The sequence below is a fragment of the Sphingomonas kyeonggiensis genome (genome assembly GCF_014196745.1).
Lineage (GTDB): Bacteria > Pseudomonadota > Alphaproteobacteria > Sphingomonadales > Sphingomonadaceae > Sphingomonas > Sphingomonas kyeonggiensis.
Genome location: NZ_JACIEH010000003.1, coordinates 1,308,209 through 1,324,132, shown reverse-complemented (window position 1 = coordinate 1,324,132; position 15,924 = coordinate 1,308,209). Strand labels below are relative to the sequence as shown.

12 protein-coding genes are annotated in these 15,924 nt (G+C 64.1%); 4 read left to right on the top strand and 8 right to left on the bottom strand.

Features of this window, described 5'->3' with window-relative positions:
• Window positions 1-396: 396 nt before the first annotated feature.
• From GGR46_RS21440 to GGR46_RS21430, 3 genes are all read right to left on the bottom strand, one after another.
• Window positions 397-612, bottom strand: a complete 216-nt coding sequence (locus tag GGR46_RS21440) for a hypothetical protein (protein ID WP_184000027.1) — start codon at window positions 610-612, stop codon at window positions 397-399.
• Between the two features lie 59 nt (window positions 613-671).
• Window positions 672-1,082, bottom strand: a complete 411-nt coding sequence (locus tag GGR46_RS21435) for a hypothetical protein (protein WP_184000026.1) — start codon at window positions 1,080-1,082, stop codon at window positions 672-674.
• A 109-nt stretch (window positions 1,083-1,191) separates the two neighbouring features.
• Window positions 1,192-3,624, bottom strand: a complete 2,433-nt coding sequence (locus tag GGR46_RS21430) for an MHYT domain-containing protein (protein ID WP_184000025.1) — start codon at window positions 3,622-3,624, stop codon at window positions 1,192-1,194.
• Window positions 3,625-3,735: 111 nt separating this feature from the next.
• On the opposite strand from GGR46_RS21430, the gene GGR46_RS21425 reads away from it, so the two are divergent.
• The gene (locus tag GGR46_RS21425) at window positions 3,736-4,188 is read left to right on the top strand and encodes a hypothetical protein (protein WP_184000024.1); all 453 of its coding nucleotides are present in this window, start codon (window positions 3,736-3,738) and stop codon (window positions 4,186-4,188) included.
• Window positions 4,189-4,368: 180 nt separating this feature from the next.
• Here the strand turns inward: GGR46_RS21425 and GGR46_RS21420 are convergent, their stop codons facing one another.
• Window positions 4,369-4,554, bottom strand: coding sequence for a hypothetical protein (locus GGR46_RS21420; RefSeq protein ID WP_184000023.1), 186 nt, complete (start codon window positions 4,552-4,554; stop codon window positions 4,369-4,371).
• A gap of 438 nt (window positions 4,555-4,992) precedes the next feature.
• Here GGR46_RS21420 and GGR46_RS21415 point away from each other — a divergent pair, with 438 nt between their 5' ends.
• The 3 genes from GGR46_RS21415 to GGR46_RS21405 all read left to right on the top strand — a co-directional run bounded on the left by GGR46_RS21415 (window position 4,993) and on the right by GGR46_RS21405 (window position 9,528).
• Window positions 4,993-5,796: a glycerophosphodiester phosphodiesterase family protein gene (locus GGR46_RS21415; RefSeq protein ID WP_184000022.1), complete on the top strand. Its 804-nt coding sequence runs from the start codon at window positions 4,993-4,995 to the stop codon at window positions 5,794-5,796.
• A gap of 83 nt (window positions 5,797-5,879) precedes the next feature.
• The gene (locus GGR46_RS21410; RefSeq protein ID WP_184000021.1) at window positions 5,880-8,609 is read left to right on the top strand and encodes a TonB-dependent receptor; all 2,730 of its coding nucleotides are present in this window, start codon (window positions 5,880-5,882) and stop codon (window positions 8,607-8,609) included.
• A gap of 70 nt (window positions 8,610-8,679) precedes the next feature.
• Entirely contained in the window at window positions 8,680-9,528 is an 849-nt protein-coding gene (locus GGR46_RS21405; protein WP_184000020.1) for a glycerophosphodiester phosphodiesterase family protein, read from the top strand.
• A 6-nt stretch (window positions 9,529-9,534) separates the two neighbouring features.
• On the opposite strand, the gene GGR46_RS21400 is transcribed toward GGR46_RS21405, so the two are convergent.
• The 4 genes from GGR46_RS21400 to GGR46_RS21385 all read right to left on the bottom strand — a co-directional run bounded on the left by GGR46_RS21400 (window position 9,535) and on the right by GGR46_RS21385 (window position 15,899).
• Window positions 9,535-12,552, bottom strand: a complete 3,018-nt coding sequence (locus GGR46_RS21400; RefSeq protein ID WP_184000019.1) for a TonB-dependent receptor — start codon at window positions 12,550-12,552, stop codon at window positions 9,535-9,537.
• Window positions 12,553-12,608: 56 nt separating this feature from the next.
• The gene (locus GGR46_RS21395) at window positions 12,609-13,556 is read right to left on the bottom strand and encodes a FecR domain-containing protein (protein ID WP_221262875.1); all 948 of its coding nucleotides are present in this window, start codon (window positions 13,554-13,556) and stop codon (window positions 12,609-12,611) included.
• Window positions 13,557-13,567: 11 nt separating this feature from the next.
• Window positions 13,568-14,071, bottom strand: a complete 504-nt coding sequence (locus tag GGR46_RS21390) for an RNA polymerase sigma factor (protein WP_184000017.1) — start codon at window positions 14,069-14,071, stop codon at window positions 13,568-13,570.
• A 208-nt stretch (window positions 14,072-14,279) separates the two neighbouring features.
• Entirely contained in the window at window positions 14,280-15,899 is a 1,620-nt protein-coding gene (locus GGR46_RS21385) for a serine hydrolase domain-containing protein (protein ID WP_184000016.1), read from the bottom strand.
• Window positions 15,900-15,924 lie beyond the last annotated feature (25 nt).

Sequence of the window (15,924 nt, the reverse complement as noted above, 5' to 3'; positions counted from 1 at the left end):
CTCCTCCTGAGTGACTGCAAGCCATCGACAGGCACGGTAGCAGCATTGGTTGCGCGGACTAACCCATATTCGGGAACTAGCATGATCCGCCGCAACGCCGGGCTTGAGTGGAAGTAGGCACCCCTGCTTCAGGATTTGCAATGATGCGGCCGGAAAGGCTTCGATACGGTCCCACGGGCGGTATCGGGAGCCCCATGCTACCCAGTCTGGCCACTCCTGCGCTCTGGGATTGAGCGATCAACGCACGCTGTCGATGATCGATCCGCCATCGGGGAAAAGGCTATAACCTGTGAACCGGGCGTCTCTGCTGGTGCGCGAAAATAACGACGGTCGCTGGGATCATGCGGCCGTCGTTATTCTGGAGGGTCTAGAGATATCGTGCTCGCACCTTATGGGTCATGGACACTTGGTGAACTGTCCCTTCTTCGGTCCCGACGCGACGTGGCACTTGCCGTTCTTGTCCTTGAGGATCCCACCGGTGGCCGTCGCCGCGGCCGCTGTCGGGCATTTGATGAACTTGCCTTTCGCGTCCTTGCAGGGGCCTGCCGCGAAGGCGGCTGTTGAAGCGGTGAGCAATGCGATCGACGCGACTGCGAAGGTGATCTGGCGCATATTCTCTCCTTTCCGAACGACTCGTCGGGGGAAGGAGGGTAGACCTCACCCAATCCGCATCAAAGCCCTGAAGTCTCGGAGCGGTTACGGGCATCTATCTGGTCTCCCGGCGAAAGCGAACGCATACGATGACTTCCGCCGGGAGTGACGACCTGAAACTCGACGAGAGCACGCGATCGTAGGTCGTGCCTTATCGCCGGCACCTCGGAATGACTATGGTTTCCGGCCAGGAGGGCGCACGAATCCATCGGTCGGTCCCGACACTGAGGTTCAAAGATGAGGGAAGCCTGCAAACGCATCGGCCAGGTCATGGACGATCGCGGGCAAGAACGCGCGCGCCGCTGCTTGTCGAGGATCGCGCAAGCAATCGCGCCAGGTCTTGCCGCCGCCAGGGCGCGCGCCAGGCCGAAGTTGAACGCGTTGATCCCGCCGGCTTCCGCCCCCCAGGCCGTCGCGATCAGCACGATCATCGATTGTCTCTCCGCCCCATGCCACTCCGCCTAGCGCAAGCGGATTCGATAGCAACGCGGATTGCCGCCGGTCTCGGGATATCCCTTGCACCTGGTACCACGCCGCGCTTCACCGGTCGGGGGCGATGCTAGCCAAGGTCCTCAACAGCGCATCCATCGGAAATGGCTTGCGCAGAATCGCGGTCGATCCCTCGATCGCCTCCATCGCGCCTATATCGGGGAAACCGCTCGCGAATATGATCGGGAGTTCGGGGCGACGTCGGCGCATCTCGCTAGCCACTTCCGCACCGTTCATGCCGGGCATGGCGAAATCCAGCAGCAGCACCTCCGGTGCGGCGCCTTCCAGCAGCGCCAGGGCGCCAGGCCCGTCGGCGGCGCTGGTCACGACATGCCCCAAGCTTTCCAGCGCGGCGGCGAGCACGGTTCGCACCTCCGGATCATCGTCGACCAGCAATATCCGGTAGCGCTCGCCCGAATCGCCCGAAATTTCCGGTTCGCTCTGTTCGATCGCGACGGGCGGGCGATCGGTACAGGGCAGGAGCACGCGCACGGTGGTTCCCTGCGCGACCCCGCTTTCGATGCGCACCGCGCCTCCTACCTGGCGCACGCTGCCGTAAATCTGGGCCAGACCGAGACCGGTACCTTTTCCGACCGGCTTGGTGGTGAAGAAGGGCTCCATCGCGCGGCGCAGCGTGACTTCGTCCATGCCGGTGCCGGTATCCGCGAAGGCGATTTCGACATAATCGCCGTCCGCGATCTCCGGGGCGCCGCTGATCGGCCGCACCGCCGTCGAAATGGTCAGCCGCCCCCCATCCGGCATCGCGTCCCGCGCATTGATCGCCAGATTGAGCGCCATCATCTCGACTTGGGTCGGATCGGCCATGACCGGCACCGGCGATGGATCGAGATGCAATTCCAGCGCAATCATCGGACCGAGCGTGCGACGCAGAAGATCGGCCAGCGCCGTGATCACTGTGCCGACCAGCATCGGTTGCAGCTGGATGTGCTGCGAACGAGAAAAGGCAAGTAATTGCGCGGTCAGGTTCGACCCCCGCTGAGCGGCCTGCAATCCGGCCTCGGCGAAATGCTGCACCTTGTCGGGGGCGTCCGCGCGGCGCTGGATCAGCTCGAACGCGCCGACCACCGCGCCCAGCACATTGTTGAAATCATGCGAGAGCCCGGCGACCAGCTGTCCGACGGCTTCCATCTTCTGGCTCTGCAGCAGCGCTTCCTGGGCCTGGCGAAGCTCTTCCGAACGCGCCTCGACACGCGCCTCGAGCGTCGCGTTGAGCTCGCGGAGCTGCTCCTCCACCGCGGCGCGCTCGATCACCAGGCGCGTGCGCTCGGCCATCTCCTCCATGAAGGCGATCTCGTCCTGCCGCCAGCGCCGCGGCTGGCGGTCGTTGAGATAGACGATGGTGCGTAACCGCCCATCGCGAAGGAACGGCACGACCAGGATCGACCTTGTGTCGACCTTCTGCGCGGTATCGCGCGTGCGTAGCTCGTTGCTGATCTCGGCTTCGAGCAGATCGTCGATCACGATCGTCTCGCCGGCGCTCAATGCCGCGACGATCTTGATCCCGAACGCCGCCGCTGGCAGTCGTCCAAGCAGCGCCGGCACCGTTCCGTCAGTCCAGCAGACATCATAGTCGAACACATCCTCGACTGCGTCGAGCGTACCATAGCCCGTCCGGGTCACCCCAAAATGCTCTCCCATCAACGCCGCGACCTGGTTCAGCGCTTCATCGGTGTCGCGCTCGCGCAGGATGTCGGCGATCTTCAAGCGGAGCACGGTGCGAGCCTCTCGCCTCGAAACGCCATGGAAGAGGCGCTCCAGCGTCGCGGCACCAAGCGCGAGCAGCAGGATCAGGACGGTGATGGCCGCCACAGCGGCGGCGAGATAGGTTTGTCCGACACTCGCCATTCCGTCGTGCATGTCGGTGTGCGCACGCATCGTGAACACCGCGGCACGCATGCCCGCATAATGCATGCCCGCTATGGCAAATCCCATCAGGATCGCGGCGGCGAGACGATGGCTCATCTTGCGATCCCGGGATGCGAGCCACACCGCGGCCGTCGCGGCACCAAGCGCGATCAGAACCGACACCCCGAACCAGAGGGGCTCATAGTTGAGCGTTGCCGGCATCCGCATCGCGGCCATGCCGACATAGTGCATCGCGAGAACCCCCGAACCGATCAGCAGGCCCGCCGCTGCGATCCTCCCGCGCGATACCGACTGCCAGTTCAGCATGGCAAAGCCGACGCCGGTGAACCCGAGCGCGAGCGCGAGCGAGAGCAAGGTGAGCCCGAGATCATAGCCCATCCGCAGGCCCGGCATATGGAAGGCCAGCATCGCGACGAAATGCATCGACCAGATACCGCCGCCCAATGCTATCGCGGCCGCCGATACCCAGACGCGCTTGGTCCAACCGGTCGAGGACCGGATTCGGCTGGCCAAGCTGAGTGCGGTGAAAGACGCGAAGATCGCGATCAGAATCGACAGCACCACCAGAAAGGCGTCATGGCTGCCGGTCATTGTCATGCGTTGTAAATTCCACGTCCTATGAATTCTTGCAATCGCGGAGATAGTAAAAGTCCGCACTGCGATTCTTTGGCGCTACTATCATGCGGTGTCGCATCGGGGAAAATACAGATGAAGAAGCGCAAACCCTTCCTGTCCGACGAGCGCCTACGCGATGTATGGAACGTTCGACCGCTAGACTATGCCGATGATGAACTCCAAGACTTCGACAAGCTGATATCGTCGGCGGTCGCGCGCTGTCTTGCGGAAGATGACGGCAATCGAGCCGAGATCGCGGCACTGCTTTCGATGCTGCTTGGCGAGCGAGTCTCGGTCCAAATGCTCGACGCCTATGCCAGCGAGGCGCGTCGCATACACCGCATCCCTGCTTCACGCTTCCTTGCACTGATCGCGGTGACCCGCCGCTTTGATCTGCTGGATGCGGTGCTTCGCGAGGTCGGCGGCAAGGCGCTTGATCGCAGCGATGCGCGAATTTTCAAGCTCGGTGTCCACTACCTCACCAAGGTCAACGCATCGCGCGTCCTAGGCGAGGCGATCGACGAAATTTTCAATGGGCCAGCCTAGGTCTCGACAAACCGGCAGAATCGCTTTGCACATGAGGTGGCAAGGAGAGATTGCCAGTCCTTCAATTCTCGTAAGAAATCAATGACGGCCTCACCGTCCCCTCCGTGGACGCACCGAATCTCGCATCCACGGTCATATCGGCGCCTTCAACCTCGGCAACGCTTTCGCTACGGTTTTCCGTCATGCTTGGGCTTCGGTCGCCGCCGAGGCCCTGCGTTGCGACCATTTTGTGGATGCCAGCAAGGCAAGCGGCGATACGATGATCAGCGCCAACAGCCCGAAGCCCGGCCTGATGTTGCTCACGCCCTGATTGCAGACATTCGACGGGCGCGAAGCCGATTTCCTGCCGGGCAGCAAACGCCCCAATTGGGGACATTGCTTATGTCGTTCTCAGATGACCAGGTTTGGGCCGTGAGCAGTCTGGCAGCTTTTATCCAAGGGAAGGCGATAGTCGCCAGGGGCGAGGGGATCTCGCCCCCTCGACGACCAGAAACCTACTCGGATGCGTCCAGCCGACCGGCATCCTGGGTGGAGGTCCAATTAATTTCTCTCCGGCTGTCAGATTTGACGATGCCGCTCGTCGTCTCACCGGAACCTAGCGAAATGCGCCGTCCACCGGGGGAAGCAGTGCAATTCTCGAGAAACTATCCGCAAACCAGGTCACCCCGTGTGGGCTGGTGCTTATTCTTCAGCCTCGCATTGGCCTGGGCCTTGCCGGGAGGTGCAGCCGAGGCACAGCCGGCGCCGAATTCAACCCGCCGCGCAGAGCTTGAACATCGGCTTGCCGGGCCCGATGGCGTGGTGATGATCGTCGCGCATCGCGGTTGCTGGCAGAAGACATCGGAAAACAGCATCGACGCGATCGAAGCCTGCATCGACGCCGGCATCGACATGGTCGAGCTCGACGTACGCCTGACCCGCGACAATGTGCTGGTGCTGATGCACGACGCGACTGTCGATCGGATGACCGACGGCAAGGGCAAGGTGTCCGATCTCGACTGGGCCCAGCTGCGCAAGCTCCACCTGCGCGAGGGCAAGGGCGGCAGCACGCCGCTTACCGATCGCCGCATCCCGAACTTCGAGGAAGCACTGCGCGCCGCGAAGGACCGCATCCTGATCAACCTCGACCCGAAATCGCGCCTGTCGCCCGCGATGCTGGCAATGGTCGACAAGGCCGGGCGCCGCAGCCAGCTGCTGTTCAAGGCCGACGCACCGGCGGCGCTGCTGATCGAGGAAGGTCCGTGGCTGCGCGACGTGCGCTTCCAGCCGATCCTGCGCCAGCCGCAGATTCAGGCGGACCCGACCGCCGCGATCGCCGCCTATGATCCGATCCACCCGGTCAGCTACGAGATCGACGTCAAGGAGCGCGCGTTTGCGCCGCTGGTCACGCCACCGATCCGCGAACGCTGCGCCCGCTATTGGGTGAATAGCCTGGCGGGCCGCGCCTATGACGACAAGGTCGCGCTCGCCGATCCCGACAGCGTCTGGGGGCAGCTGATCGCCATCGGTGTCGATGCGATCCAGACCGACGAGCCGGTCGCGCTCAAGGCCTATCTGCAACGCAGCCACGCCGCCACGCATCACTGCGAGCCCCGGTCGACGCCCTAGCGCTTCGGCGCCCTGGCCGGCGCCTTCCCGACAGTTTCGAACCCCTCATTTCCACCGACAGGATAGCTATGCCCATGAAACATGTGTCCACGCTCCGTTACGCGATCGCAGGCTCGGCGCTGATCGGCGCGTTGCTCGCCGCGCCGGCCCAGGCGCAGGAGGCCGACAAGGCGCAGGATAAGGCCGAGCCGCACGCCAATGAAGGCGAGGAAGCCGGCATCGTCGTCACCGGTTACCGTTCGTCCAACGCCGCCGCGATCGATGCCAAGCGCCGCGCGGTTGGCGTCACGGACTCGATCGCGCAGGATCAGGCCGGCCTGCTGCCCGACCTGACCATCGCCCAGGTCGCGCAGCGCATTCCGGGCCTGGCCCTGGTGCCGGACTTCGCCACCGCCGATGACCGTTCGCCCGACCTCGCCGAGAGCGTGATGATCCGCGGCATCGGATCGAGCTTCAACCTCGTCACCATCGACGGCCTGCCGCTCGCCACCACTGCCCGCGACACGCGCGGCGCCCGTATCGAGCTGCTGCCGCCCTCGTTCGTCAGCCGGATCGACGCGGTGAAGACGATCACGGCCGATCTCGATCCGCATGCGCTCAGCGGCCAGCTCAACCTGATCACCGCCAGCGCGCTCACCACCGGCAAGACCAGCCTGATGGCGCGTGCCTCGATCGGCGACAACTCGACCGGTGGCGAGATGGACGGCAAGAAGGGCAAAAACCTGCGCGCCGACGCCACGTTCAGCAGCGCGTTCGGCTCGAACCATGATTTCGGCGTGGTCGTGTCGGGCTCCTATGCCCGCTACAATTCGACCAACTACGACCAGAAACCCGGCGCGGTCGACAACAGCTATGTGCTGTTCGACAAGACCACCGGCAAGCCGATCACCAACTATAACAACCTGAGCAACACCAATGGTTTCTCGGCGGCATCGCGCAACCAGATCTTCGCCTATTACGACACGGTCACCCGCGCGTCGGGCGTGACGAAGCTGGAATACAGCCCCAGCACCGCCACCTATGCCTCGATCTACACCGGCTATTTCTTCCAGAAGGAAGACGAGATTCGCAACGAGTATCTCGCCACCGCCGATACCAGCGTCGCGCCGACCAACCAGACCGCGACTTCGGGCACCTGGGCGAAGGGTCGCACGGCGCTTGGCTATTCGCACCAGCCGCAGAAGCGCGAGACCTTCGTCGTCTCGGGTATCCTCGACCAGAATCTGAGCGACAACCTCGTGATGCACCTGCGCGCTTCGCATTCGCGCGCGCGGCTAAACACGATCCGCGACCGCTCGAAGTTCAACATGGCCAGCAACCTGGCCCAGGGCCGCTTCTCCTATGATCTGAGCGACGGCCGCCCGGTGCTGTCGTTCCCCGATCCCGTGTTCGGCAACGATCCGACCAACTACGTCCAGAGCTATATCCAGCACATCACCCAGCGGGCGACGCAGGATCTGAGCTTCGTCAGCGCCAACCTCGCCTATAATTTCGGTCCCGAGGATCGCGGCTTCGGCTTCAACATCGGCGGCAGCTTCCAGAACACCGACCAGACCTATGACGAGGGCCAGCAGAGCGGCAAGCTGCCCACCGTGGGCGGCGTGGTGCCCAACATGGCGCCGTTCGTCAGCAAGACCCGGCTGCACACCACCGATCCCAAGGTCGATTATCTGATGATCGACGACCGCGCCTATCGCGCCGCCTGGGCCGCCGCCGGCTTCCCGAGCACCGACGACAACAGCGCCACCAACATTCAGTCCGATTACCAGCTCAACGAGAAGGTCGCCGCCGCCTTTGCCGAGGCGAACTTCCGCACCGATCGCTTCAACCTGCGCGCCGGCCTGCGCTACGATTCCACCGTCAACAATATCGACCTGTTTGCGCAGGACGCCAATCGCCCCGCCACCCCCAACAAGGGCGCGCAATACGTGCCGGTCGCGCGCAAGGCCGACTATGCCTACCTCCTGCCCTCGGTCATCGCCAATTATGACTTCGGCGACGGCGTGATCGTGCGTGCTGGCTACAGCAAGACGATCGGCCGCCCGAACTTCACCTATTACGCGATCAGCGAGACGATCGGCCTGCCCGACGACAGCGAGGATGCGATCAGCATCACGCGCGGCAACCCCGATCTGAAACCGCGCACCTCGAACAATTTCGACCTGTCGTTCGAATGGTATCCGACGCGCGGCAGCCTCGTGTCGCTCGCGCTGTTCTACAAGGATATCAAGAACCTGATCTTCGCGCAGAACATCACCGAGCCGGGCTATCAATATAACGGCCAGACCTATCTGGCGCGGATCACCACGCCGATGAACTCGCAGAGCGCGTCGCTGAAGGGCATCGAGCTTTCGGCCCGCCAGGATCTGGGCGACTGGACCAACGGCTTCCTGAGCAACTTCGTGCTCTCCGCCAACGGCACCTATATCACCGGCAAGCAGGACGTGCAGCGGGCAGACAAGTCGCTGCGCCATGTCGATGGCCTGGAGGGGCAGCCCGAATTCCTCGCCAATGCGACGATTTCCTATGAAACCCCGGTGTTCGGCGCCTCGGTCGCCTATGGCTATGTCGGCGACTATCTGAAGTCGATCAACGAGAATGCCGAGATCTTCGACATCCACAGCAAGGGACGCGGCGAGTTCTCGGCGCAGGCGCGCGTGAAGCTGCTCGAGAACGTGACCTTCATCGTAGAAGGCCAGAACCTCACCAAGTCGAACATCGAATATTATCGCAAGATGCCGACCGGCGAGCTGCTCGCCGAACGCGCCCAGAAGGGCCGCGTCCTGTGGCTGGGGGTCAACGCCCGCTTCTGACCCTTTGTCGTGGGGGCGGCATAGCGCCCTCCCCCACGTCCTTTTCCGGCTGACAGGAAGAAGACACATCATGATCGCCAAATTCGCCACTGCCATCACGCTCGTCGTCGCCACCCCGGCAATGGCCGCTCCGGTTTGCGGCACGACCTCGCGCATCGCCGAACTGCAGCGCGCCTGGGCCGATCCGCACGGGTCGCTCCTCATTGCCTCGCATCGCGGGGGGCACCTCAAGGCGCCGGAGAACTCGCTGGCCGCCATCGACGAAGCCGTTGCTGCCGGCGCCGATGCCGTCGAGACGGACGTGCAGGTCAGCGCCGACGGCGTGCCCTTCATCCTGCACGACCAGAAGCTCGATCGCACCACCGACGGCACCGGCCGCGCCGCCGACAAGACCTATGCCGAATTGCGCAAGCTGCGCCTCAAGGGCAGCGACTTGCCGCCGCCCACCCTGCTCGAATTCCTGACACGCACCTGCGGGCGCGTGCTGGTCGATCTCGACATGAAGACGGATCGCTTCGCTCCAGTAATCGCGGTCATCCAGGAACTGGGCATGATCGATCAGGTGATGCTGTTCGATGCCGACAGCGATCTGCTGCGCGCCGCCCGCGCGATCGAGCCGAAACTGCAGGTGATGACGCGCTTCACCGCCAAGGTGAAACTGGACGAACTCAACCGGGGTCTCGCGCCTGTGCGGATCGTCCATGCCGATCCGGAATCGCTCGATCCCGCGTCGCGCGACGCGATTCGGCAGGTGCCCGCGCGGATCTGGGAGAATGCGCTGGGGGAACTCGACATGCTGATGGTGGCCAATGCGCCCAAGGCATGCCCGCTACTCAAGTCGATGCTCGATCTCGGCGTCAACGCGATCCAGACCGATCGCCCCGCCCTGCTGCGCGAGTATCTGCGCAAATGCGCCTGATCGGCGCTACTGGCCAAAGCCCCAGTTGAGGCTCAACCGCACTACGCCCGGCACCGAATAGCTGTCCTTCAGCCACCGGGCGCCGGGCCCGGTGACGCTGGTCACCCGAGTCCGGGTAATATTGGCGAGATCGAGGATGGCGCTGAAATTCCGGCCGACATGATAGCGACCCTGGACGTCGAACTGGGTGCGGGGCGCCCAATAGACATCCTGCCAGACAGTATCGGGCGCGATGCTGCGCAGCGCCTTGCCGGTCCAGTTCATCGCGGCGCGCAGCTCGAAACCGCCGCGATTGTAGAAGATCGCCAGATTGCGGATCTCATCGGGCTGGCCAACCAGCCGCCCGAGCTTGCGCGTTACACCACTGGTCATCGGCACCGTCACTGCGCCGCGCAGCAGCGTCCAGTTCGCACTGAACCCGATATTCTTGAGCACCGGCGAGATCGCGCCCAGCGATCCCACCATGGCGCTCAGCTCAAGCCCGCTGATATGCGCACCGCTCGCATTGGCGGGGCGCACCACCGTCGCGTTGCGATAATAGACGCCGTCATGGGCATAGCCGCGGGTGATCGCGTCGAAGATTTCGTCCTGGATCGCCTTGTGGAACAGTGCAGCGGATAGCATCCCGTCGAACCGCTTGGGCAGCGTCCATTCGCCACTCAGATCGAAATTGTCGGAGATGCGCGGACGGATATGCGGGTTGCCCATCGCCACCTTGACGCCCGGCGCATCGGGATCGCCGACCGCACTGCCAGTGTCGAACTCGATCGAGGAGCGAGGCGAATATGCCTCATAGCTCGGCCGCCCGATGGTTCGACTATAGCCGGCACGCAGCTTCAGCGCGTGCAGCGGTCGGTAATTGGCGAGCAGCGAGGGCAGCAGCTGGAAATAGTCAGAACCCGATCCGATCGTCGACCAGGCGTCATCGACGGAGAGATAGCCCTGGGTCGAGGTCTCTGTGCGTTCCAGCCGCGATCCCGCGAGCAGTTCGACCGGTCCTTGCTGGAAGCGCACCATCGTATAGCCGCTCAGCACGCTTTCTCGATGGTCGAAATCGTCCTGATGGTCGTTCTCGACGCCATCGGTGATCGAGATGCTCGCCTGGTTCGCGTCGAACATCCGCCAGGCCCGTGCCGGATCGATGACGATCAGCCGCAGCCGGTTCTGGTTGAACGGCAAGGCTGCATTGCTGACATAGCCCACGTCATCCAGGGTGAGGCTGCGATTCAGGGTACCGAACGCCAGGCTCTGATAACCATAGGCATAGGTGCTGCGGGTCCAGGCGATCCCCGCCGCAAATCCCAGCCCCTCCTCGCCATCGGCCATGTCGCGCCGCCAGTCGGCACGGATATTGCCGATCCCCGCAGTCGCCTGTCGCCCGCGCCTGCGCCAATAGTCGGCCGTGTAGAGCGACAGGTCCTGATAGGCCTTCTCCGGCACGTTGAAGCTGAACTGCAGCGGCATGCTATCATAGCGGAAGCCGAGCGCGGGCACGCCGAAGATCCCGTTCACCCGGTCCTGTCCGGCAGTGAACTTCACCATCTTGTAGCGCTCCCGCATCGTCGCACGGGACAGGCCAACCCGTAGCGATAGTGCATCGCGGGACGTCGGCTGCCAATCGGCATCGAGCTGGAGAACTCGCGTCTCGCTGTGCGTCACGCCGCCACGATAGCCGACCTGGATCGATGCGGTATCGAAGCGTCCCGAAGTCCGGGTCTGGTCAAGGACCCACGCCTGATCGGGATCGATCGCGATCTCATTGCGCGTATAGCCGTCGCGATAGCGGTAATCCGCCACCAGGGCCGAGAGGCGCAGCGTGTCCAGATCGGCCTCGGCACGGATCGTCCCGCCCAGATGCTGACGGTCGCTGCCATTATACCAGTATTTGTCCTGCCGCGGCACCGGGATACCGTTGCCCAGCGTCCCGTCGCGACGCTGGCGGCCGGCATCGTCGTAGAAGACGAGGAAACTGCTGTCGCTGGTGGCGTGGACGTTGCTGTTGTTCTCAAGTCGCTGATAATTAGCGGAAACCACCAGGCCGAACTGCCCGTCTGATCCGAAGGTGCGGCTCGCTGTGGCGCTCAGATGCGCGCCGAACCGGCCTTGCGCCTGCACTTGTCCGCGCTCGCTGGGAGTGGCCAGCCCAGCCTCGAGCGACAGGAACGCACGACCAGCATTGTCGAAGGCGCTGCGCGTCTGCAGGTCGATTGCCGCACCGATCGCATTGGGATCATATTCGGGAGTGAAGGTCTTCATCACCAGCAGCCGGCTGACCAACGAGGCAGGCAAGAGGTCCAGTCGGGCCCCGCGTACCGCGCTGTTGGAGCCGGCGTCGGGAATGCCGGTGGAGGCTACCGGCAAGCCGTTGATGGTGACGTTGTTATAGGCCTGGGTCAGCCCGCGAATGACCGGTGCGATCGGCACGTCGCGGGGATGTTCATTGTCGGCGATCGGCACCACCGACACGCCGGGAATACGCCGCATCGCATCGACCACGGTGCTGTCCGGCAAGCGGCGCACCTCGTCGCTGGAAATCGCATCCACGATGTTGCGTGCGCTTCGCTTGATCGCGATAGCCCTGCGATCGGCGATGCGCTGGCCGATCACGACGATCTTGCCGGAGGGTTCAGCCTGCGTGGTGGCATCGTCCGACGAGGGCACGGACCGGGCAGGGTGAGTGCGGATTTGCGCGGTCGCTCGCGCCGGCATGTCCAGCTTGAAGATCAGGATCGTCTCGTCGCGCCGCCGGAAGCCGAGGCCGGTTCCCCGCAGCAATATCTCCAGAGCCTGGATTGGTGACATTCGTCCGCGCACGCCGCGCGTCTCCAGCCCGCGCAGCACCGCCGGATCGGCCAACACCTGCACCCCACTCGCTTTGGAGAATGCCGTCAGCGCCGGCGCAAGCGGGCCCGCGGGGATCGCGAAGGGCACCCGACGCGATGCGACATCATGTGCGCCGGCAGGGAAGGTAGTCGTGATCGCCACCACTGCGCCGAAGCGGTAGAAGGCCCGCGCGCCCTTCATCGCCTAGAGTCCGCCGTCGATCCGCTGCCCGGAGGTGATGATTGGCAGCGGGATCATCACTTTCGTTCCAGGATATAGGCCTGTTCGGTCTGCCGGACCTTGAAGCCATAAAGTACGCCCAGATTCTCCAGCACCGTGCCAGGCTGCGACAGGCGGAACCGGCCGGCGATGCGCTTGCGGAGCAGCGTTGGGTCGGCGACAGCGATGGCCCGCCCGGTCCAGCGCTGCAGATGCGGCACCACCTGCTCGAGCGGCATGTCCTCCACCTGCAGCCAGCCGTCACGCCAGCCAGATGCGGAATCGCCTTCGAACGTCACGGGTTTCGCAATATGCCGATCGACCAGCGTGGAACGATGCGCCGCCGGCACCAGCACCGCCCCTGCACCGCCCTCGCTATCGAAGCGCACCAGCCCGCGTTCCACCGCCAAATCGACGCTGCCACCGTTGAGCGCGAGATCGAAGCGCGTTCCCAGAACCGTCACTCGCCCCTGCCCCGCTGAAACGCGGAATGGCCGGTTCTCATCGTGCTCGACGTCGAACAGCGCTTCGCCGGCTTCCAGCGCGACTTCGCGACGGCCCTCGCCGATTCGCGCGCTGACCCGGCTCGCGCCGTTCAATAGTACGGTCGAGCCGTCCGCCAGGGTGAAGCTGCGAACTTCGCCTGCGCGGGTCGCATAGTGCTGCGCCGGGGTCACAGCGAAGCGAAGCTCTGGCCAGGAGAGGCCGACAACCGCAACGCACGCCGCCGCGGCACCCAGCCCGATCGCGGCGCGGCGCCCGAAGCGGGGCGGCTGGACAGCTGGTTCGCGCGCCCGTGCCTGCTGCTCGTGCAAGCGGATACCATCGGCGACGACATCGTCCATGCACGTCGCCCATAGCGCATCGAACGTCTCGCGGCGCCCGGGCGCACCGGTCAGCCATTCAGCAAATGCCGTCGCATCGACGACATTGCTCATATGGCGCGCGACCCACAGCGCCGCTTCCTCGTCCTCCTGATCCTGCACGTAATTCGCCGTCATTGGGCCTGGCGCCCCTCCAGATCCGCCATACCCCGGTGCAGCGCGAGCACCGCGCGCGCCACATGGGTATCGACGGCGGCGGGGCTGATCGCCAGAGCCGCGCCCACTTCCCTGGCGGACATACCGTGCAGGCGCCGCATGATAAAGACCTGCCGCCGCTGCTCGGGCATCTGCGCCAGGATCTCGGAGACCTGTTCCATCCGCTCGCGCTGCAGCAGCACCTGCTCCTGCGAAGGCGACTCGTTGGGAACGTCGACGCCGTCCGGCAACACCTCTTCGGCCCGGCGCTTGTGGAAACGGGCCTGATCGACGATCAGGTTATGGGCGATCGTACGCAACATGCCCCCCAGATTGGCGACCGTGCCCGAGCGATATTGGGCGAGCCGGACAAAGCTGTCCTGCACCACGTCCTCGCTCGCCGAATGATCGCCCAAATGCCGATAGGCGAGGCGATAGACTTCGCGGCGGAACAGCCGGTACACCGATTCATCGAAGTTCAAGAGGCGGCTCCCCGGCGCTGGTGCCGTCGCCTATCCGGGGGGCATTACAGCTTCATGGCAGCTTCCTGATGCGGCACGCTGGCTGTGATCGGAGGCGGTGGTAGCGGGCTGGAAGGCAGCTTTCAGTCTCATCAGATGGAATGTCGAACGACCGCTATTGAGACGCATAGCTGACGACACCCTCTCGACAATCCACGCGAGCGGTAGGCTATTTCGCGGAAGTGCCAAGTTTAGCGATAAGCGCGACCTTGCGATCGAATTCCTTGCCATCCGCGGCGCTGCGCGACAGCAGGGCCGAGCGCCAGAGATGGGTCCGTGCCTCGGCTTGTTGTCCCTTCCCGAGTTCGTGTACGCCGAGGCGCTCGCAGGCCCTGGCTTTCATTTCCTCGTCGTCGAAGCCGGGCTGGTCGCAAAGCAGTGCATAGGCGCCCATGGCACCCTCCGCATCCCCCAGCCGCTCGCGAACGGTACCGCTCCAATAGGCAGCGACGGGTCTCTGGTCCTTGTCGAGATCGAAAGCCGCGAGCAGCTGGCGGGCGGGTACCTCGAGACGAGGCGACATGACCTCGGACAATAGCCCCAGCATATAGACATCCGGACCGGCGAAACGCTGCGGGGCCACGCGCGCGAGGAGCTCGGTGAGCGCTATCGCCCGCTCCGTGCCAGCTCCGGTCATGCGCGCGCGAAAGGCCTGAAGCATCGCTTCGTCGAACAATGCCTCGACCGTCATCGGCGTGGGCCTCGGGCCGACCTGCCGTTCGATCGCCGGCATCGGTCGATCGAAATCCAGCCCCTTCCCGCCCATCACCCAGGCGTCGACGAACGCAAGCCCGAACGGCTGACGAAGCACGTCGGCATAATCGAGATGGGCAAGCGCGGAAGGGGTGTCGGCATTGGCCAGGAAGATGAAGGTGAGCCTCCTGTCAGGCACACGCAGGAACAGGGCGGATTCGGCCTGGCCATAGCCGTACACCCAATGGAGCCGCCCGGCCGGGCTGGCCTGGGTGAACCAGCCATAACCATAGGCATGGCCGTTGCGCGGGGTTGTGAGGCGATCATAGCTCGCCTGGTCGATCAGGGCATTCCGGTCGAGTGCGGACGCGTATTTTGCGAGATCGTCGATGGTCGAGATGAGCCCCGAGGCGGGATAGGCCGCGTCCCAATCGTAAGGCCGTTCCACATAGTTCCAGCCCGAGGTCGACGGTTGCGCTTCGTAGCGCTTGACCGCGCGCGGTGCGAGCGGGTCCTCCTTCTGATATCCCGTCATCGTATCGGTCATCCCGAGCGGTTCCAGGATACGCCGGCGGCTCTGCACGACATAGCTCTGCGGCGAGGACATGCCGCTCACCTTGTCGAACAGTCCGGCCAGGTGGTTGAAGCGCGCGCCGTTATAGACGAAGGTCTCGCCGGGGCGGCCTCCGGCGCTCATGCTTAGAACATCACCGACGGTATTGTTCGCGTCGCCCATGCCTTCCGGTGGCTGCCATCCGATGATGAGCGGATAGGCCAGGACAGGATCGTCAAACCGGATTCTTCCTTCCGCCTCGAGCTGAGCGAGGATGATCCCGGTCATCGACTTGGTGACCGAAGCGATGCCGAACAGCGCATCGGGCTTGATCGGGGCGCCGGTTGCACGGTTGGCGACCCCTTCCTGATGGCGATAGACGATCTTGCCATCGCGGACCACGGCGACGCTGAATCCCGGCAGGTCGAGCTGCTCGGCCAGTCGGTGGAGCCGCCTGGTGAAAGCAGCCTCCGGGCTTTGCGCCTGAACCGGTCCGACAAGAAATGCTGCCATTGCGGCCGTCGCCAACTTCAATCCGCGCATGCTTCTCCTCCTTGTGATCGTTCTG